At 67.0% G+C, this 18,454-nt stretch carries 21 protein-coding genes and 1 tRNA gene; 10 read left to right on the top strand and 12 right to left on the bottom strand.

Annotation, left to right across the window (positions count from 1 at the left end):
• The first annotated feature begins 27 nt into the window (after nt 1-27).
• From WG901_RS18985 to WG901_RS18975, 3 genes are read left to right on the top strand one after another with little or no spacing between them, the layout of a single operon-like run.
• The gene (locus WG901_RS18985; RefSeq protein ID WP_339588684.1) at nt 28-1,263 is read left to right on the top strand and encodes a hypothetical protein; all 1,236 of its coding nucleotides are present in this window, start codon (nt 28-30) and stop codon (nt 1,261-1,263) included.
• A 60-nt stretch (nt 1,264-1,323) separates the two neighbouring features.
• Nucleotides 1,324-2,169 (top strand): 3-mercaptopyruvate sulfurtransferase, encoded by an 846-nt coding sequence (gene sseA, locus WG901_RS18980; protein ID WP_339588683.1) that lies wholly within the window; start codon nt 1,324-1,326, stop codon nt 2,167-2,169.
• 6 nt (nt 2,170-2,175) lie between these two features.
• A complete protein-coding gene (locus WG901_RS18975) occupies nt 2,176-2,862 on the top strand; it encodes a pentapeptide repeat-containing protein (RefSeq protein WP_339588682.1) in 687 nt (228 codons plus the stop codon).
• A gap of 23 nt (nt 2,863-2,885) precedes the next feature.
• Here the strand turns inward: WG901_RS18975 and WG901_RS18970 are convergent, their stop codons facing one another.
• Nucleotides 2,886-3,710, bottom strand: a complete 825-nt coding sequence (locus WG901_RS18970; protein ID WP_339588681.1) for a DUF6454 family protein — start codon at nt 3,708-3,710, stop codon at nt 2,886-2,888.
• A gap of 141 nt (nt 3,711-3,851) precedes the next feature.
• Here WG901_RS18970 and metC point away from each other — a divergent pair, with 141 nt between their 5' ends.
• From metC to WG901_RS18935, 7 genes are all read left to right on the top strand, one after another.
• Nucleotides 3,852-5,054 (top strand): cystathionine beta-lyase, encoded by a 1,203-nt coding sequence (gene metC, locus WG901_RS18965; protein ID WP_339588680.1) that lies wholly within the window; start codon nt 3,852-3,854, stop codon nt 5,052-5,054.
• Nucleotides 5,051-5,947: a mechanosensitive ion channel family protein gene (locus WG901_RS18960; RefSeq protein ID WP_339588679.1), complete on the top strand. Its 897-nt coding sequence runs from the start codon at nt 5,051-5,053 to the stop codon at nt 5,945-5,947. Before metC ends, WG901_RS18960 begins: the two co-directional genes overlap by 4 nt.
• A gap of 73 nt (nt 5,948-6,020) precedes the next feature.
• Nucleotides 6,021-6,803, top strand: coding sequence for a uroporphyrinogen-III C-methyltransferase (cobA, locus tag WG901_RS18955; protein WP_339588678.1), 783 nt, complete (start codon nt 6,021-6,023; stop codon nt 6,801-6,803).
• A complete protein-coding gene (locus WG901_RS18950; RefSeq protein ID WP_339588677.1) occupies nt 6,800-7,096 on the top strand; it encodes a DUF2849 domain-containing protein in 297 nt (98 codons plus the stop codon). The genes cobA and WG901_RS18950 overlap by 4 nt, the downstream gene beginning before the upstream one ends.
• Before the next feature lies 1 nt (nt 7,097).
• Entirely contained in the window at nt 7,098-8,732 is a 1,635-nt protein-coding gene (locus WG901_RS18945) for a nitrite/sulfite reductase (protein WP_339588676.1), read from the top strand.
• Complete coding sequence (locus WG901_RS18940) at nt 8,725-9,153, top strand: DUF934 domain-containing protein (RefSeq protein WP_339588675.1); 429 nt, start codon at nt 8,725-8,727, stop codon at nt 9,151-9,153. The genes WG901_RS18945 and WG901_RS18940 overlap by 8 nt, the downstream gene beginning before the upstream one ends.
• Nucleotides 9,146-9,946 (top strand): phosphoadenylyl-sulfate reductase, encoded by an 801-nt coding sequence (locus WG901_RS18935; RefSeq protein ID WP_339588674.1) that lies wholly within the window; start codon nt 9,146-9,148, stop codon nt 9,944-9,946. Before WG901_RS18940 ends, WG901_RS18935 begins: the two co-directional genes overlap by 8 nt.
• Here the strand turns inward: WG901_RS18935 and WG901_RS18930 are convergent, their stop codons facing one another.
• The 11 genes from WG901_RS18930 to WG901_RS18880 all read right to left on the bottom strand — a co-directional run bounded on the left by WG901_RS18930 (nt 9,947) and on the right by WG901_RS18880 (nt 18,424).
• On the bottom strand, nt 9,947-10,579 hold the full coding sequence (locus WG901_RS18930; protein WP_339588673.1) for a LysE family translocator: 633 nt from the start codon (nt 10,577-10,579) through the stop codon (nt 9,947-9,949).
• 31 nt (nt 10,580-10,610) lie between these two features.
• On the bottom strand, nt 10,611-11,498 hold the full coding sequence (locus WG901_RS18925) for a bestrophin family protein (protein WP_339588672.1): 888 nt from the start codon (nt 11,496-11,498) through the stop codon (nt 10,611-10,613).
• A 61-nt stretch (nt 11,499-11,559) separates the two neighbouring features.
• Entirely contained in the window at nt 11,560-11,769 is a 210-nt protein-coding gene (locus WG901_RS18920; protein WP_339588671.1) for a hypothetical protein, read from the bottom strand.
• A gap of 127 nt (nt 11,770-11,896) precedes the next feature.
• Nucleotides 11,897-12,805: an NAD-dependent epimerase/dehydratase family protein gene (locus tag WG901_RS18915; protein ID WP_339588670.1), complete on the bottom strand. Its 909-nt coding sequence runs from the start codon at nt 12,803-12,805 to the stop codon at nt 11,897-11,899.
• A gap of 13 nt (nt 12,806-12,818) precedes the next feature.
• On the bottom strand, nt 12,819-13,949 hold the full coding sequence (gene proB, locus WG901_RS18910; protein WP_339588669.1) for a glutamate 5-kinase: 1,131 nt from the start codon (nt 13,947-13,949) through the stop codon (nt 12,819-12,821).
• A gap of 79 nt (nt 13,950-14,028) precedes the next feature.
• Nucleotides 14,029-15,081 carry a GTPase ObgE gene (gene obgE / locus WG901_RS18905; protein ID WP_339588668.1) on the bottom strand — a complete coding sequence of 351 codons (1,053 nt, stop codon included), beginning with the start codon at nt 15,079-15,081 and terminating at the stop codon, nt 14,029-14,031.
• 93 nt (nt 15,082-15,174) lie between these two features.
• A tRNA-Ala gene (locus WG901_RS18900) sits at nt 15,175-15,250 on the bottom strand.
• A 121-nt stretch (nt 15,251-15,371) separates the two neighbouring features.
• Nucleotides 15,372-16,049 (bottom strand): hypothetical protein, encoded by a 678-nt coding sequence (locus WG901_RS18895; protein WP_339588667.1) that lies wholly within the window; start codon nt 16,047-16,049, stop codon nt 15,372-15,374.
• Between the two features lie 167 nt (nt 16,050-16,216).
• Complete coding sequence (locus tag WG901_RS18890; RefSeq protein WP_339588666.1) at nt 16,217-16,960, bottom strand: Bax inhibitor-1/YccA family protein; 744 nt, start codon at nt 16,958-16,960, stop codon at nt 16,217-16,219.
• Between the two features lie 130 nt (nt 16,961-17,090).
• Nucleotides 17,091-17,888: a pyrroline-5-carboxylate reductase gene (proC, locus tag WG901_RS18885; RefSeq protein ID WP_339588665.1), complete on the bottom strand. Its 798-nt coding sequence runs from the start codon at nt 17,886-17,888 to the stop codon at nt 17,091-17,093.
• Nucleotides 17,889-17,938: 50 nt separating this feature from the next.
• A complete protein-coding gene (locus WG901_RS18880; protein ID WP_264445932.1) occupies nt 17,939-18,424 on the bottom strand; it encodes a type III secretion system chaperone family protein in 486 nt (161 codons plus the stop codon).
• Nucleotides 18,425-18,454: the final 30 nt, after the last annotated feature.

Raw genomic sequence — 18,454 nt, 5'->3', positions numbered from 1 at the left:
TGCGGGACATGGGATCGCTGCGGGGACATGACAAAGACATCATATAGCACATCCGGCCTGATGGCGCGCACGGCGATGCTGCCGGCGCTCGCTCTGGCCGCAGCCGCCCAGGCGCAAACGCCGGGAGCGGTGCAGGACTTCCAGCTCCCCGCCGCGCGCCCCTCGCCGACCGCGACCGCGGCCGGCCCGGTCGACCCCGAGAATCCCACGGCAGCGCCGCCGACGCGCGCCGCGCCAAGCCCGACACCGCCGCCGACGATCGTGGTGCCACCCGTCGCGGCAAGTCCGGCGCCGCCGCGCGCGACCGCAAGCCCGCGCGCAACCGAGCGGCCGAGCCCCGGCACCGGCGCTGCGATCGAGCTGCGCGGCCCACCGGCCGGGCAATCCACCCCCACGCCGGCTCCGGCCGGGATCGAACAACCCCAGATTACCACCGTGCCGATTCCGGCCACGGGCACCGCGGCTCCCGCGATCGAGCCAGCGGCTCCTGCGGCCCCCGCCTCCGCCGTAACCAACGCGACGCCCTGGCTCTGGCCCTGGATCGGTGGCGGTGCGGCGCTGGTCGCGCTGATCGGCTCGCTGCTCTATCGCCGCACGCGCAGCCCTGCCGCGTTCGATGAATCTTACGAGCCGGCCGAACCCACGCCAACATCCACACCGGCCGAGGCACGGCCCGAACCCAGCCCGCCCGCGACGCTGCCGCGCCCGCAAGAACTCAACAAGGCGCCGCCGCCACCGCCCGCTCCAGCGCCCGAGCCCGCCCCGCCCGCGATTGCCGAAGGCCCGCTCGAGATGCGGTTCGAGGCACGCCACTTGAGCCGCGCCATGGTCAACGCTGCGCTCGCCTATCGACTGACCCTGACCAACCGCGCCGATGCCGAGACCGGCCCGCTGCGCCTGGCAGGCGACATCGTTTCGGCCCACGCCTCGCGCTCGGCCGAAGAACAGCTACTGCCTGCCGACGCCGCACTATCCATGCTCCACGAGTCGGCGACGCTCGCGCCGGGCGAGTCGGTCTCGTTCGCCGGCGAACTGCGCATGCCGATCGCCTCGATCCTGCCGATCGGCAGCGGCTCGGCTCGCGTCTTCGTGCCCCTGGCACGCTTCCGCGCGGAAGCGGGGAACGGAACCGTCGCCACGCGCGTCTTCGTGGTGGGCCAGGCCAGCGAGCAGCCGGGCGGCGCGCTGCGGCCCTTCCCGCTGGATCGCGGGCCGGGGGTCGATCGCGGCCTGGGTCAAAGAGAACTCGGCGTTCCGGCATGATCGGCTCTCGACGTCGGCCCACCCACGGAGTAATCGCGGCAGCATAACAAAGGGAACGCAATGGACAGCCTGGTCTCGACCGAATGGCTCGCCCATGAGATGGGCGCGAGCGATCTGAGGATCGTCGATGCGAGCTATCACCTGCCCGACGCCGCGCGCGATGCGCGCGCGGACTATGAGGCCGGTCACATTCCGGGCGCGGTCTTCCTCAATCTGGCCGAACTGGTCGATCCCGCATCGCCGATCGACAATACCCTGCCCTCGGCCGAAAAGTTCGCCAGCCGCATGCAGGAGCTCGGTCTCGGCGACGGCAGCCGCATCGTCCTCTACGACGACAGCGCGATTCGGACATCGGCGCGTGCCTGGTACATGCTGCGCCAGGTCTTCGGCGCGCACCACGTCGCCGTGCTCGACGGCGGCCTCGCCAAGTGGAGGGCCGAAGGGCGCACGATCGAGAACGGGCGCAACGCGCTGCGCGCGCGTCATTTCACCGCCTGGTCCGACGCCAAGCGGCTGCGCACCAAGGACGACGTCCTCGCCAACCTGCGCCACGGCGAAGAACAACTGGTCGACGCGCGCGGCACCCCGCGCTTTACGGGTGAGGAGCAGGAAAGCCGCCCCGGCCTGGCCTCCGGCCACATTCCCGGCTCGCGCAACGTGCCTTACAAGGCGCTGTTCAACGCCGACGGCACCTACAAAGACAAGGCCGCGCTGACCGCAGTGTTCGAGGAGGCCGGCGTCGACCTCGACCGCCCAATCATTGCCACCTGCGGCAGCGGTATGACCGCCTGCGCCGTGGCCTTCGCGCTGCACCTGCTCGGCCGCGACAAGGTTTCGCTCTACGACGGCAGCTGGAGCGAATGGGGCGCCGATCCGGCGACCCCCAAGGCAACGGGGCCGGCCTAGCCAGACATGGATGATCTTTTCGCTGATCGCGCCGTGCGGGATCGGACCCTGGCGCGGGCCGACATCGAGCGCCTGACCGGGCGCGCGCAATGTCTGGTCGACTGCGATCTCGAAGAGGTCGACCTCTCCGGGCTCGATCTGACCGGCTGGCGGTTCGAACGCTGCAACGTGCGGAAAGCCGACATCAGCCGCGCAAAGCTCGAAGATACGACCTGGCAATCGTGCCGCGGCGCCTTCGTCAATTTCACCGGGGCAGACATGGGCGCGGCGCGCTGCGTCGCCAGCGATTTTAACAATGCCGCGTTCCGGCGCACCAACCTGCAGGCCGCGAAGTTCGACCAGTGCAAGCTGACCGGCGGCGACCTGTTCGAGGTGAAGGGATTGGAGATCCATTTCGGCGAGACCCTGTTCGTCAACGCCAAGCTCGCCGGTCACACCTTCCGCAAGGCCACGCTGACCCGGGTCGATTTCTCGCAGGCCGATCTGCGCAAATGCGATTTCCGCCAGGCCACGCTCGTCGAATGCAGCCTGCGAGAGGCCAACTTGGACGGCGCGCGCTTCGACGGCGCGGACTTGCGCGGGGCCGATCTCGGCGGGCTGCAGTTGTTCGACGCCCGCCAGTTTCGCGGCGCGACGATCTCGCGCGAGCAGGCTGCGCAGCTCCTCGGCCAACTCGGCCTGAACGTGCGCTAGGACCGATCGACCCTGGCCTTCCCTCACGCGTCCAGCCGGAAATGGAACAGGCGGCTCGGGCCGTCTTCGGGCACCACGTAGAGATCGCGCCCCTCGATCGCCATGCCTTCGCCGGTATAGGGCCCGCCGCGCCCGAACGGCCGCACGGGGCCGACCGCGCCAGCGCGCAGGCTGCGGCGCAGTTCCATCGAGGGCCAGTCGATCCAGTCGACGGTGCCGCTCCACCAGCCCAGACTGCCGGCCGCGACGAGTTGGCCGTCGACGAATTTCATGTCCTGATGGTGCGTGGGCGACGGATTGGGCACGGTGCGCATCCGCCCAGGATCGTCGAGATCGATGACATAGAGCAGCCGGCTGTCCCAATTGCCCGCGACGAGGGTGCGGCCCGTCGCCGCCACGCAGCCGAGATGGTCCGCCACGCGGATGCGGCGGCGCACCTTGAGGCTGTCGGCGTCGATCTCGATCAGCACGGCCGAACTGTCCGGCCGCATTTCGGCCACCGGCACCCAGATCGACCGGCCCGACAACGAAATGCCGCCCGGATGATAGCGCACACCGTCGGTCAGCTCGACACGGTGCAGGACCTTGCCGGTGGTCCGATCGAACAGATGGAGATAGCCCTTGCGGCTGGTCTGATCGACCGAAGTGACCCAGATTCGCCGGCTATCGAGCGCGAGGCCCTGGACATGGAAGACCTCGCCGTCGAGCTGCAGAGCGCCTTGCAGGCTCGCATGCTCGATGCCGTCGCCCGGCCAATCGCCTTCCGGCCGATCGGGTGCCGCCGCCACCGACAGGCTCCAGAGAACGAGAAGAAGCGCAGTCGCACCGATCTGCAGGGGTTTGCGCATCGTCTGCCTGTCCTTTCGCGAACAATTCCAGCTCCTGCGCGATGACAAGCTTATGTGTCAGGACGATTGCTGCAGCGCAGCAAGGGACGCGATAACGCCAATCCTTGCCCTGCCCGCCATCGCGGCGGTAAGGCTGGGGCGATGGCCAAGACCCCGACCGACAAGCCGAAAATCGCCACCCGCCTCGTTTCGGCCGGGCGACGCCCCGAATGGACCGGATCGGTGGTCAACCCGCCAGTCTGGCGCGCCTCGACGCATCTCTATGCGGACATGGCCGCGCTCAAGGACGGTCCCAAGCGCAACGAGGACGGGCGCTTCTTCTATGGCCGCCGCGGCGCGCCGACGCAGTGGGCCCTGGCCGAGGCGCTGACCGAGATCGAGCCGGGAGCCGCCGGAACGATCCTCTACCCCTCGGGCGTCGCTGCGCTGGCCGGGGCATTGATGGCCGTGCTCAAGGCCGGCGATGTGCTGCTGATCACCGACAATGCCTATGATCCGACGCGCGCGATGGGTATCGGCCTGCTGACCGACTTCGGCGTCGAGACAAGGTTCTTCGATCCGCTCGACCCGGCTTCGCTCGAAGCCGGGATCTGCGAGCGGAGTCGCGCGGTGCTGCTCGAGGCACCGGGCAGCCTGACGATGGAAGTTCAGGACGTACCTGCGCTCGCTGCGATCGCGCGCCGGCATGGACTCGTCTCGGTCTTCGACAACACTTGGGCCAGCCCGCTCGGCTTTCCCGCGCTCGAACGCGGGATCGACATCACCGTCATGTCGCTATCGAAGCATGTCGGCGGCCATTCGGACCTGATGATGGGTGCCGCGTCGGCCGGGGAGAAATTTTACGCCGTGCTGCGCAAGCGCGCGCAGCAGCTCGGCCAGGTGGTCTCACCCGACGATGCCGCACTGGCACTGCGCGGGCTGCGCACCTTGGGAATCCGGCTTAGGCAGGAAACCTCAAGCGCGCTTGAGATCGCTGAATGGCTGCGATCGCGGCCCGAAGTCGCGCATGTTCTCTGCCCCATGCTGCCGGGCGCGCCGGGACACGAGGTCTGGGCGCGCGACTTCACCGGCGGCTGCGGGCTGTTCAGCTTCGTGTTCAAAGGCGGCGATGCCGCCAGCCGCGCACGCTTCGTCGATGCGCTGAGCCTGTTCGGCATCGGCTATTCCTGGGGCGGCTTCGAGAGTCTCGTCGTGCCCGTCGATCCTGCGCCGATCCGCGCGGTGACGCCCTGGCCGCCCGCGGGCTGGAATCCGACCGACCGCTTCGGCTTGCGGCTGGCCATCGGGCTGGAAGACCCGACCGACCTGATCGCCGATCTCGAACGGGGCTTCGCCGCCCTATGACCTGGGAGGCCGGCCTTTCCGAAGTCGTCCGGCACCTGGACTCGATCGGTTTCGACGTCGGCAGCTCGCGCATTTCGATATATCGAGCGATCATCACGCTCGTCGTCCTCGCCGGCGTGTTTGTCGGCGGGCGTATCGCCGCCGGCCTGGTGCGGCGGCTGTTCCACCGGCTGACCCCGCTCGACGCGGCCGAGCGGCTGATTGGCGAGAAGATCGCCTCGATTGTCGTATGGGTCGTCGCGATCCTTATCGGCATCGACGTGCTCGGCATCAACCTGACCGCGCTGACCGTGTTCTCGGGCGCCTTCGGCCTCGCGATCGGTTTCGGTCTGCAGAAGACCTTCGGCAACCTGATCGCCGGGATCATCCTGCTGATGGACCGCTCGATCAAGCCGGGCGACGTCATCGCGGTCAACGACGGGATCTCGAACACGGTCGGCCAGGTCAAGAAGATCGGCATCCGTGCGGTTTCTGTGATCACGCGCGACAAGAAGGAATACCTGATCCCCAACGAGAACCTGATGATCAATCAGGTGGAGAACTGGTCCTATTCGAGCCGCGACGTCCGCGTGAAGGTGCCCGTCTCGGTGACCTACGACACCGACATCGCCTTTGCCGAGGCGCTGATGCTCAGGGCGGCGCGCGAGACCGACCGCGTGCTCGACAATCCGGCGCCGACGGTCTGGCTCCACACCCTGGGCGAAAACGGCATCCAGTTCGAGATCCAGATCTGGATCGACGATCCCGAGGAAGGCATCGGCAATGTCCGCTCCGACGTGCTCAAGCGGCTGTGGGCCCTGTTCCGCGAGAACGGATTGCGGGTGCCGGCGCCGCTCCGCGACATCCGGCTGCGCGAAGTGCCGGAAGACTTTCCGCGCCCACGCCAAGGCTAGCTAAAGTTCTCCTAGCCCCGCCCCAACGCAATCTGACTGGCGAGTTTGCCCATTCGTCGCCAAATGCGCCGCAATGAACGAATCCCCGTCATCGATCCCGCCCCCGGTCGGCACGGTCCACCTGGTCGGCGCCGGCCCCGGCGATCCGGACCTGCTGACCTTGCGTGCAGCAAGGCTCATCGGCAGCACCAAGCTGATCGTCCACGACGGGCTGGTCGATCCTGCGATCCTGGCGCTCGCGCATCCCGCCGCGAAGCTCGTCTCGGTGGCCAAGAGCCGCGCGCGCCACACGATGCCGCAGCATGAAATCAATGCCTTGCTCGTCGCCGCAGCGCTGACCGGGCATGACGTCGTCCGCCTCAAGGGCGGCGATCCCTTCGTCTTCGGTCGTGGCGGCGAAGAGGCCGAGGCCTGCCGCGCCGCCGGCGTGCCCGTGGCGATCGTCCCCGGCATCACGGCAGCAACGGGAGCGGCCGCCGCCGCGCAGATCCCCTTGACCCACCGCGACAGCGCCTCGATCGTCAGCTTCGTCGCCGGCCAGTGCAAGGGCCTGACCGAGCAGGACTGGTCGGGCCTCGCCGGCAAGGGCCGCACCCTGGTGATCTACATGGGCGTCGCCACCAGCGAAGCGATCTCGGAAAAGCTGATGACCGACGGTCTCGCCCCCGACGTCCCCGTCGCGGTGATCGAGAACGCCAGCCGCCCCGAAATGCGCGTTTTGCGTGGACCGCTCGCCGGTTTGCCCTCGCTCGTCGCGACGCATCGCGTTAAGAGCCCCGCCCTTATCGTGATCGGCGACGTCACCGCCGAACCGGAACAGGAACTGCGCAAACTGGCGCTGGAGGTAGAGAAGTGAAAATCCTAACGGGCAACGACCTGAAAACGGGCGCCGTCATCTGGTGGGACGGCCAGGCCTGGTCGCTCCACATCGAAGACGCCGTCGACGCGACCGAACATCCCGACGAGATCCTCGCGCGCGAAGAAGCCGCGCGCCACGTGAACTCGTCCTACGTGGTCGATGCCACGCAGACGCCCGAGGGCGTCCGGCCGAACCACATCAAGGAACGCATCCGCGCCCTGGGGCCGACGGTGCGCCCCGACCTGACCCTCAAGCCCGCCGATCCTTCGGCGCTGAACTGGGTGATCTGAGATGTACAAGTACGACTCCTACGACCAGGAAATGGTCGATGTCCGCGTCGAGGAATTCCGCGACCAGACCCGCCGCCGGCTCGACGGCACCCTGGCCGAGGAAAACTTCCGCCCACTGCGCCTGCAGAACGGCCTCTATCTCCAGCTCCATGCCTATATGCTGCGCGTCGCCGTGCCCTATGGCACCTTGAGCTCGGCCCAGATGCGGATGCTCGGCGACATCGCCGACAAGTACGACCGCGGCTATGGCCACTTCACCACGCGCCAGAACATCCAGTACAACTGGATCAAGCTGGAAGAGGCGCCCGACATCCTGGCCGACCTCGCGACGGTGGAAATGCACGCCATCCAGACCAGCGGCAACTGCATCCGCAACATCAGCTCTGACCAGTACGCCGGCGCCGCCGCCGACGAGCTGATCGACCCGCGCCCTTATGCCGAACTGCTGCGTCAGTGGTCGAGCTTCCACCCCGAATTCCTGCACCTGCCGCGCAAGTTCAAGATCGCGGTGATCGCGTCAAAGACCGATCGCGCGGCCATGCGCCTGCACGACATCGGCATCGAGATCGTCAAGAACGACGCGGGCGAGATCGGTTGCGCCTTCTACGTCGGCGGCGGCATGGGCCGCACGCCGATGATCGCGCCGCTGATCAATCCCTTCGTGCCGCTCGACCAGCTGATCACGTACTCGGAGGCGTGCCTGCGCGTCTACAACCGCTACGGCCGGCGCGACAACAAGTACAAGGCGCGCATCAAGATCCTGGTCCACGAGATGGGCAAGGACGAATACACGCGCCAGGTCGAGGAAGAGTTCGCGCACCTGCTGACGCAGGGCATCGAGCCTCCGATCGCAGAGCTCGAGCGGATCATCCCGCACTTCGCCGACCCGGCTTTCGACGCCGCGGCTTCGGACGATCTCGACCTGTCCGATCCCGACTTCAAGCTGTGGGTCGACAACAACACCGTCGCGCACAAGGCAAAGGGCTACGTCATCGCGACCGTCAGCCTGAAGCCCGTGGGCGGCATTCCCGGCGATGCCAGCGCCGACCAGATCCGCCTGATGGCCGATCTGGCGCGCGACTATTCGTTCGACGAACTGCGCGTGACCCACGCCCAGAACATCGTCTTCCCGCATGTAAAGAAAGCCGATCTCTACACGGTCTGGCAGAAGCTCGACGCGGCCGGTCTCTCGACCGCCAACCTCGACACGATCGGCGACATCATCGCCTGCCCGGGCCTCGACTATTGTAGCCTGGCCAATGCCCGCTCGATCCCGGTCGCGCAGAAGATCGCCGAGCGCTTCAAGGAACAGGACCGGCTGGACACGATCGGCGAGCTCAAGCTCAAGATCTCGGGCTGCATCAACGCCTGCGGCCACCACCACGCCGGCCACATCGGCATCCTCGGCGTCGACCGCAAGGGCGTCGAGAACTACCAGCTCTCGCTCGGCGGTTCGGAAGGCGCGGACACCTCGCTCGGCACGATCACCGGGCCCGGCTTCAGCGAAGACGGCGTCGTCGACGCGGTCGAAAAGGCGACGAACCTCTATCTGGCCCAGCGCCAGGAAGGTGAACGCTTCCTCGATACCTACCGCCGCATCGGCATGGCTCCGTTCAAGGAGGCGATCTATGGTTGAGACCCAATACCGGTTCCGCGACGACGAGCCCGTGACCGATCCCGCGGTGACGGTCGATTCCTTCGGCGATCAGACCAACGCCGCTTCGGTTCGCATCGAACCCGGCGATGACGCACGCGAGCTTCTGCCCTTCCTCGACCGGCTGCGGCTGGTCGAAGTCAACTTCCCCTCGTTCGGCGACGGCCGCGGCTATTCGTCGGCGCGCCTGCTGCGCGAGGCGGGCTACGAGGGCGAACTGCGCGCCGTGGGCGCGGTCTTCGTCGATCAGCTCTCGCACCTCCGCCGCTGCGGCTTCGACAGCTTCGCGCCGAACGCCCCGCTCGATCCGCAGGATGCGGAGAACGCTTTCAACCGCTGGCCCGACGTCTACCAGGCAACTGGAGACGGCCGCCCGGCAATCTGGTCCAAGAGGCATGGCTGAACAGTTAGTGCGCGCCGTTGACCGTATCGACACGGGGCCGCGTTTCACCGAAGCGGATGCAATCCGCCTCAACCGCATGTTCCGCGGCACCGAGACGCTGGAGATGCTCTCCAGCGTGCTCAAGAGCGGCGCGGCGGGCGACGTCGCCGTGGTCTCGAGCTTCGGCGCCGAGAGCACGGTGCTGCTGCACCTCGTCTCGCGGATCGACCCGAACATCCCCGTGCTGTTCCTCGAGACCGGCAAGCACTTTCCCGAGACGCTGGCCTATCGCGATGCACTGATCGCCAGGCTCGGCCTGACCAACGTGATCAACCTCACGCCCGACGAGGCCGAACTGGCCAAGAAGGACGAGAGCGGACTGCGCTGGTCCTACGATCCCGACGGCTGCTGCGAGATTCGCAAGGTCAAGCCGCTGGCCAAGGCACTGGCGGGCTATGATGCGACGATCACCGGCCGCAAGGCGTTTCAGGCCGCGACGCGCGCCAATCTGCCGCGCTTCGAGATCGACGTGACCGACGCCCAGGGCCGGCTCAAGATCAATCCGCTGATCGACTGGAGCGCCGAGGACCTCGCCGCCTATGTCGAGGAGCACGACCTGCCCGCGCATCCGCTGGTGGCCGAAGGCTATCCCTCGATCGGCTGCTCGCCCTGCACGACCAAGGTCGCTGCGGGCGAGGATCCGCGCTCGGGCCGCTGGAAGGGCTGGGACAAGACCGAATGCGGCATCCACGTCCCGGGCAAGCCCGACGACGATCAGGGCGAACTGCCGCCCGGCTACGATCCGGTGTTCTGATTACCGCCGGGCTTCGGTCGCCATTCTGACCGCGAGCCCGGCGAGCACCGTTCCCATCAGCCAGCGTTGAACCACGGCCCAGGTCGGCCGCTGGGTAAGGAAGGTCGCGATCGACGCGGCCGAGAGCGCGATCGCGGCATTGACCAAAACGCTGATGACGATCTGCGTCGAGCCGAGCGCCAGCGCCTGCGTCAGCACAGAGCCGCGCGCGGGATCGATGAACTGCGGCAGCAGCGACAGGTACATGACCGCGATCTTCGGATTGAGCAGGTTGGTCAGGAACCCCATCAGGAACAGCTTGCGCGGACCGTCGACCGGCAGTTCGCGGACCTCGAACGGCGAACGGCCGCCGGGACGTAGTGCCTGCCAGGCCAGCCACAGCAGATAGGCGGCGCCGGCCAGACGGATCGCGTCGTAGGCATAGGGTACGGCGAGCACGAGCGTGGTGATGCCGAAGGCCGCGCAAAGCATGTAGAACAGGAAACCCAGCGCCACGCCGCCGAGCGAGATAAGCCCGGCCACGCGCCCCTGGCAGATCGAGCGCGAGATCAGATAGACCATGTTCGGGCCGGGCGTGAGCACCATGCCGAGCGCGATCAGCGCGAAGGCGATCAGATTGGCAGTGCTCGGCATCGGCGGTCTCCGGGAGGCTCGACCCGAAGACCTACCAGAGCACGCCGTATTTGTCCGCCTGCAATGGCGGGCGCGGAGCGTCGCCGATCGCTTCGAGCAGATCGATCTCGATCGTGCGGCACATCGCCGAAAGCGGCAGGTCGTGAACCCGGTTGTCGAACGGCTCGGCCAGGTCGTCACCGATCGCCAGAACGGCGAGAAACATCAGCCCTGCCACGGTCGAACCCAGCGGCGTCGCGAGCCCCAAGGTCTCGACCAGGCCGAACGGCAACAGGATGCAGAACAGGTGCGTGAACAGGGTCGGGAAAAACCGATAGTGGACCGGCAGCGGCGTGTTCTTGATCCGCTCCATGCCGCCCTGGGCATTGGCGATGTCGACCAGCACTGCCTCGATCTGCGTCTGCTGGATGCTGTCGATCCAGCCCTTCGCGCGGACATCGGCGATCCGCCGTCCGGTGCCGTCGAGCAGGCCGTTGGCCACGTTCACGCGGCCCAGCGCCGGATCCTGGACCGGATCTTCGATGAACCGGCCGATATCTTCGTCCATCGCCTGGCGCCGAAGCTGGCACCGCAGCGCGTTGACATAGGCGATCTGTCGCCGGACGATCTCGCGCTTGAGCGGCGCTGCGGCGGGATCGGGCATGAAATTGCGCACCCCGCGCGCCAGGCTGCGGCTGGCGTTGATCATCAGCCCCCACAGCGACCGCGCCTCCCACCAGCGCTGATAGGCCGAATTGCTGCGGAACCCGAGAAACAGCGCGAGCACAGAACCGAACAGTGTGAGCGGGAGTTCGGGCGCCGAAAAGCTGGGCCGGTAATAGGCGACGGTCACGAGCACGTCCCAGACGAACAGGATCATGAGCGGTCGCCAGACCTCGCGAACGATCTGCTTGAGGCTGGGAGTCGCCTTGACGATCATCGTGTCGCGCCTTTGCCGGAATAGCGATTCCGCGCTTCTGTAGCGACCTCGTGCGCGGCCGTCACGGCGCCTCCGACGCCTGATCAGAGGCGTGCGACACGGCCACTGCGCCGGCGCTGATCGGACGCAGGTGGAACCACTCTTCGTGGTCGATCGCGACGAGGAAGCAGAGGGTGAAGAAGCCGAAAACCAGCATGGCGATGTTGGAACGCGCCGAGGCGGAAAGGGCTCCATCGCTTCCGTCACGCGGCGTCTTGTTGGGATTGGACATATGCTGCTCCTGCGAAGTTGAGGAGCAAAGCTAGGAATAGAACGCTGATCTAATTGGTCTTATTGGTAAGAAAAGTTTTCTGCACCGCAGCATTTAGCCGAGACGAGACGAACCAGCGGCTAACGACTCAGAGCCAGCCCTCGGCGCGATACCACTGCGCCGTGGCCTTCATGCCCTCGCGCGTCTCGACTCGCGGCCGCCACAGCGCCGCGGGCACCCGCGCGCCGAGGCTGACCACCCAGTCGGGGTGGGTCATATAGCCGACGCGGTCGAGCGTAAGCTTGGCCTTGGCGCCGCGCAACATGGCATCTGCCTTGGCCGCCCACTGCATCGTTCGCTTCGACAGACCGATGACCTTGGGCCTGCGCCCGACCGACCAGCCGATCATCCGCGCGAGCTCGTAATGGCTCCAGCCACCGCGCTTGCCGTCGTCAGGCTCGAAATTCATGTGCGACACGCCCTCGCCCCCCGGCATCAGCGCCAGCAGCAGGCGCGCCAAGTCCTCGACGTGGATCAGCGAGGAGCGCCCTTCCTTGGGAGTCGGGATAACGCCCCACTTGGCCGAGCGAAACAGTTCGAACACGTCCTTGTCGCGCGGGCCATAGACCGTCGGCGGGCGAACGATCGTCCAGTCGAGCCCGGAGGCCTTGACCACGCGTTCTGCGCGCGCCTTCGAGGCGCCATAGGCCGAGAGCCCAGGCTCGCGCGCCGACAGAGAGGAAACGAAGATCAGCCGCTGTACGCCCGCCGCATGCGCCGCCTCGATCACCGCGAGGGTGCCCGCGACATTCGCCTCCTCGAACGCGGCCGGGTTTTGCGCGTGGGTCAGCCCTGCGACGTGGATCACCGCCTCGGTGCCATCGACCAGCTTGGCGAGCGCCTTGCGGTCACCGAGATCGCCGGCGATCCAGTCGACGCCGTTGCGCCGCTCCTGCGGCTTGCGCGCCAGCGCCTGGACGACGACGCCCTGCGCCCGCGCCTGCTCGATCAATGCCTGGCCAACGAAACCCGTGCCACCGGTGAGGGCAATCGTCATAGGGAATTCGGCGTCATAGCAGGATCAGCTGGTCCCGGTGCACGATCGACGAACGCGGCGAATAGCCGAGGATCGTTTCCTGCTCGCTCGAATGGGTGCCGATCAGGCGGCTGCACTCGATCGCATCGTATTCGGACAGGCCATGCGCCAGCGTGCGCCCTTCCAGATCGCGAATGGCAATGGCGTCGCCGCGCTGGAACACGCCCTCGACCTGGGTCACGCCCTTGGCGAGCAGGCTCGAGCCCGAACCCAGCGCCTTGGCCGCGCCGGCATCGACCGTCAGCGAACCACGCAGCCGCAGCCTCCCGCCGAGCCAGGCCTTGCGTGCACCGGCCTTGCGGCGCGGCGTGAACAGCGTGCCGATACCCTGCTCTACGGCGCGTGCGATCGGCGCATCGTAGGTGCCGTTGGCGATCGCGAGCGAGATACCCGCGAGCTCGGCGATCTCGGCCGCCTGCAGCTTCGAGGTCATGCCGCCCGAACCGAGGCCCGAGGCGGAATCGCCCGTCGCCATCGCGTGGATCTCGGCGGTGACACCGTGAACCTCGGGCAGCAGTGTGGCCGCGGGATCCTTGGGATTGCGATCGTAGAGCCCGTCGACGTCCGACAGCAGCAGCACCGCGCTGGCGCGGGCCGCCTGGGCGACGCGCGCAGCCAGGCGATCGTTGTCGCCGAAGCGGATCTCCTGCGTGGCGACGGAATCGTTCTCGTTGATCACCGGTACGGCACCGGCATCGAGCAGCCGTGTCAGGGTGGCCGTGGCGTTGAGATAGCGGCGCCGGTCCTCGAGATCCTCAAGCGTCAGCAGCAGCTGCGCGGCAGTGAGGCCGTGGTGCCCCAGCAGTTCGGCCCAGAGCCCCGACAGCGCGATCTGGCCGACCGCGGCGGCCGCCTGAGCATCGGCAAGACTGCCGCGCCCGCCCTTCTCCAGCCCCAGCCGTGCCGCGCCCAGCGCGATCGCACCCGAGGACACGACGATCACGTCCTGGCCCCGCGCCCGCGCCGCCGCGATCTCGGCGACCAGCCCCTCGACCCAGGCGCGGCGCAGCCCTTCGCGGCCGACGAGCAGCGACGAGCCCACCTTCACCACGAGGCGCGAGCAGGCCGTCTTGTCGGCAAGGTCGGAAAGGCGGGTAATCGACATGGCGCGGGATTAGCGAGGGATCGTCACAATTAGAACCGGTTTCGTCGCACCGGGGACTCGCCCCATCAGATCGCTGGTCTCAGATCGGCGACCACGGCTTCTCGTCGAGCTCTTCCCGCTCGCCATCGGGCCTCTCGGTCGCGGTCGCGGCGGGCAGGTGACCGATCACCGCGTCGAGCAGTCGGCCCATGCCTTTGCCGCTTGCGCCCGAGATCGGATAGACCCGCTTGGCCCCTGCCGCCTTGAGCTCGGCGGTGAAGGCCTTGACCAGTTCCTCGTCGACCGTGTCGATCTTGTTGAGCGCGATCAGCCGCGGCTTCTCGTCGAGCCCGCCGCCATAGGCTTCGAGCTCTTCCTCGATCACCTGCAGCGCCTCGGCCGGGTCAGTGCCGTTGATGTCGATCAGGTGGATCAGCACGCGGCAGCGCTCGATATGGCCGAGGAAGCGATCGCCAATCCCCGCGCCGTCGGCGGCGCCGGCGATCAGGCCGGGGATGTCGGCCAGGACGAACTCGCGGTTGCGATGCGCGACCACGCCGAGCTGCGGACGCAAGGTGGTGAAGGCATAGGCGCCGACCTTGGCCTTGGTGTTCGAGATCTGGTTGATGAAGGTCGACTTGCCGGCATTGGGCAGGCCGACGAGGCCCGCATCGGCCAGCAGCTTGAGCCGCAGCCAGACGTACATTTCCTCGGCCGGCATGCCCGGCTGGTGCTGGCGCGGCGCGCGATTGGTCGAGGTCTTGTAGCTGGCATTGCCGCGACCGCCGATGCCGCCTTCGAGCAGCACGACGCGCTGGCCGGGCTCGGTCATGTCGGCGAGCACGGTTTCCTGGTCGTCGTCGAGGATCTGGGTGCCGATCGGCACCTTGATGATCAGGTCCTCGCCACCCGCGCCCGTGCGATTGGTGCCGGCACCGCCGCCGCCACGCGGGGCTTTGAAGTGCTGCTTGTAGCGAAAGTCGATCAGCGTGTTGAGGCCGGGCACGGCTTCGAACACGATGTCGCCGCCCTTGCCGCCGTTGCCGCCGTTGGGACCGCCGTACTCGACGTACTTCTCACGCCGAAAGGCGACCGCGCCGGGGCCGCCGGCGCCGGAGCGAATGAATATCTTGGCCTGATCGAGAAAATGCATGGGCTAAAACTAGGCGCTTTCGGCTCGATCTCAAGCCGGTCACTCCCGGAGGCGGGAGACGCTTTCAGCCGAAACCTTCAAGAGTGTCGCTACTGGTGGAGCCGAGGGGGATCGAACCCCTGACCTCGTCATTGCGAACGACGCGCTCTCCCATCTGAGCTACGGCCCCGTTCCAGTACGAGCGAGAGGCCGACGTCACATCGGCACACCCGCGGACGGCCCCCTTAGCGAAGAGGTGCCGCCCTTGAAAGCGCAAAGTTACGGAAGGCCCGAAGTTGCAGGCCTCGAACTTACTGCGCCTGCACCTGCGGCGCCGCGGGCAGCGCCACCGCGATCGGCTGCGAGGCCGTATACTTGGCCTGCCAGGCGCCGAGATCGGTGCGATACTGGTCGTAGCTGCGATAGAACTCGAGGAAGACGCGCTCGAGCGACGGCAAGCTGCGCCCGGCGAAGCTGTCGAGGTCGGCCGACTTCACCGTCGCCGCTTCGGCGCTCATCGCCAGAGCCGCGTCGCAGAACGAGGAGATCGTCGGCGGCAGCGCGAAGTAGTTGTAGACCTGCGTCATATAGGCCTCGCGCGGCGGGATGAAGCGCGTACCGTGCTTGGCCTTGAACTCCTGGTCGACCGTCTTGTTGACCGCGGTCAGCTTCTTGGCCTGGACCTTGAGGAACTCGCGGTAGTTGACCACGATCTGGGCATGCTTGGGATCGAGGCAGTTGAGCGCGGCGACGTTGTAGGCCGAGCGCAGGTTCCACGTGGTCTGCGCCGTCGAGATCCCGGCATTGACCGTGCGTCGCACGCCATAGGCGTCGATCGGCGGCGGCACGAGGTTGGGCGAAGCGCCGCGCGGCGGCATCGGCTGCGGCGGGACGACCATGACCGGCGCGGGCGGCGGCGCCGAGGCGACGGGGGTCTTGGGGCCGCAGGCCGAAAGCGCCGCGATACCGGCAAGGCTGGCGCCTGCCACGATGTAATGCCGAATTTTCAAAAGGTTCACTCGCGTCCACTCCCGCAACGGGACACCTTCGTAGCGGCACGCGGCGGTAAAGAAAATGCCCGGTGCGACCAAAGGCGCACCGGGCATGATATTTTCCGTTCACTGATGCGGCAGAGCCGCGCCAGTCGTCCCGTCGCTTAGTCGCGGTTGCCGAGGAAGCTCAGCAGGAACTGGAACATGTTGATGAAGTCGAGGTACAGCGACAGCGCGCCGAGCACGACCGCCTTGCCGGCGAAATCGGTGCCGCGCAGGTAGGCGTACTCGTTCTTCAGACGCTGCGTGTCATAGGCCGTCAGACCCGCGAAGATCAGCACGCCCAGGCACGAGATCGCCAGGTTGAGGCCGCTCGACTGCAGGAAGATGTTGATCACGCTGGCGACGATGATGCCGATCAGACCCATGATCATGAACGAGCCCATGCCCGACAGATCCTTCTTGGTCGTGTAACCGACCAGGCTCAGACCCGCGAAGGCGGCCGCCGTGGCGAAGAAGGCCGTGGCGATCGAGGCGTCGGTGTAGATCAGGAAGATCGTCGACATCGACAGACCCATGATCACGCAGAAGCCCCAGAACAGCGCCTGGATCGTGGCCGTCTTCATCTTGTTGGCGCCCAGGCTCATCGCGAAGACGAAGCCCAGCGGGGCGAGCATGACGAGCCACTTGATCGGCGACTGCATCATCTGCAGCGCGAGGCCCGAACGCTCGAACAGCAACGCAACCACACCCGTGAGCAGCACGCCCGACGACATGTAGTTGTAGATCGACAGCATGTGTCGACGCAGGCCCTGATCGTAGGTCACCCCGCCGATGGCGCCGCCGTTCAGGCTCGGAGACGCTCCGAAGCCCGTTCTATCGAGCTGGGGGTCGTTCCAGTTGGCCATTGCAAACTCCTTTGCCGGCACCGCCCGATGCGGATTGCCGATAGTGTGGAATATCGGCCTCTACGGGTAAACATTCAAGAAAAACCGGTCCTGCCGATTTTGTAACATTTTGTTGCCGAACCCTTGCAACTTAGGCGCGCGTGGCCTTTGCCATCTCGGCATTGCGATCGGCCGCGGCCTTGAGCGTATCCTGAGCGAGCCTGGCGAGGGCACTGTCGGCGTCGAGCACGTCGAGCCCCGCCTGGGTCGTGCCGCCGGGGCTGGCGACGCGGCGCGCCAGTTCGCCCGGCGAATGCTCGGAGGCGGCAGCAAGCAGCGAGGCGCCCTCGACCGTCGCCAACGCCAGTCGCTGCGCCTGGCCTGCGTCGAGCCCGAGCGCGGCCGCGCCCGCGGCGAGCGCGTCGATGAAGCGATAGACGAAAGCCGGCCCCGAGCCCGCGAGCGCAGTCACCACGTCGAACTGATCCTCGGGAATCCACTCGGGCGTGCCGAGCGGATCCATCAGCGCGGTGACCTCGGCCTGCCGGTCCGCGTCGATAGCCTGCGTGGCGAGCGCGATCGGCGACCTGCCGATCGCCGCCGAGAGGTTCGGCATGATCCGCACCCGGGCACCGGCCGCAGGGAAAAGCGTGGCAAGCGTCGCCAGTTCGGCGCCGGCCAGGATGGACAGCAACGTGGTATCGCTGCCGATCAGCGGCGCGATCGTCGGCGCGACCTCCGCCAGCATCTGCGGCTTCACGCCGAGCATGACGACATCGAACCGCGCACCCTTGGGCAGTTCGCGCAAGAGGGTAACGCCCCGCGGCGCCTCGGCGAGGACGGGGTCGACCACGGTGAAACGCGAGGGCGCGATACCGCCCGCAAGCCAGCCCGCGAGCATGGCCCCACCCATGTTGCCGCAGCCGATGATCAGGATTGTGTCGAGCATGGTTGCGCTCCTGTGTGCATCCTCCCCGGAACGGGGAGGATCAAGCCAACCTAGGCCTCGCCGACCGCATCGACCATGGCCGATGCCAGCGCTTCGGCCGGGGTCTTGTCACCCCAGAGGATGAACTGGAACACCGGATAGAAGCGATCGCACTCCTCGATCGCGGTTTCGATCGCGACCTGCGCCTGGCTGGGGCTCAGCAGCCCTTCGTCCCCAAGCATAAGCCCGTGGCGGTAAAGCAGCACGCCACCGTTCGACCAGACATCGAAATGGCCGAGCCACAGCTGTTCGTTGATCAGGGTCAGCACTTCGTAGACCGCCGCACGCTTCTCGTCGGTCATGCGGATGTCGGGCAGGCAGAGGATCTGCAGCACGTGATCCTCAGGCCGCCAGATCGCCTGGAGCTGATAGTTTGCCCAGGCGCCCTGCACCTCGCCGGTGATTTCGTCTTCGCTGACGAATTCATACTGCCAGCCGCGCGCTTCGAACAGCGAGGCGAGCATGTCGACCGGTGCGGCGTCCTCGTCCCGGTTCATGATGTCCTGTTCCGTTCGCATAGCTTGCGT

This window comes from Novosphingobium anseongense (assembly GCF_037482895.1).
Taxonomy (GTDB): Bacteria; Pseudomonadota; Alphaproteobacteria; order Sphingomonadales; family Sphingomonadaceae; genus Novosphingobium; species Novosphingobium anseongense.
This window is presented reverse-complemented; position numbering and strand designations above follow the sequence as displayed.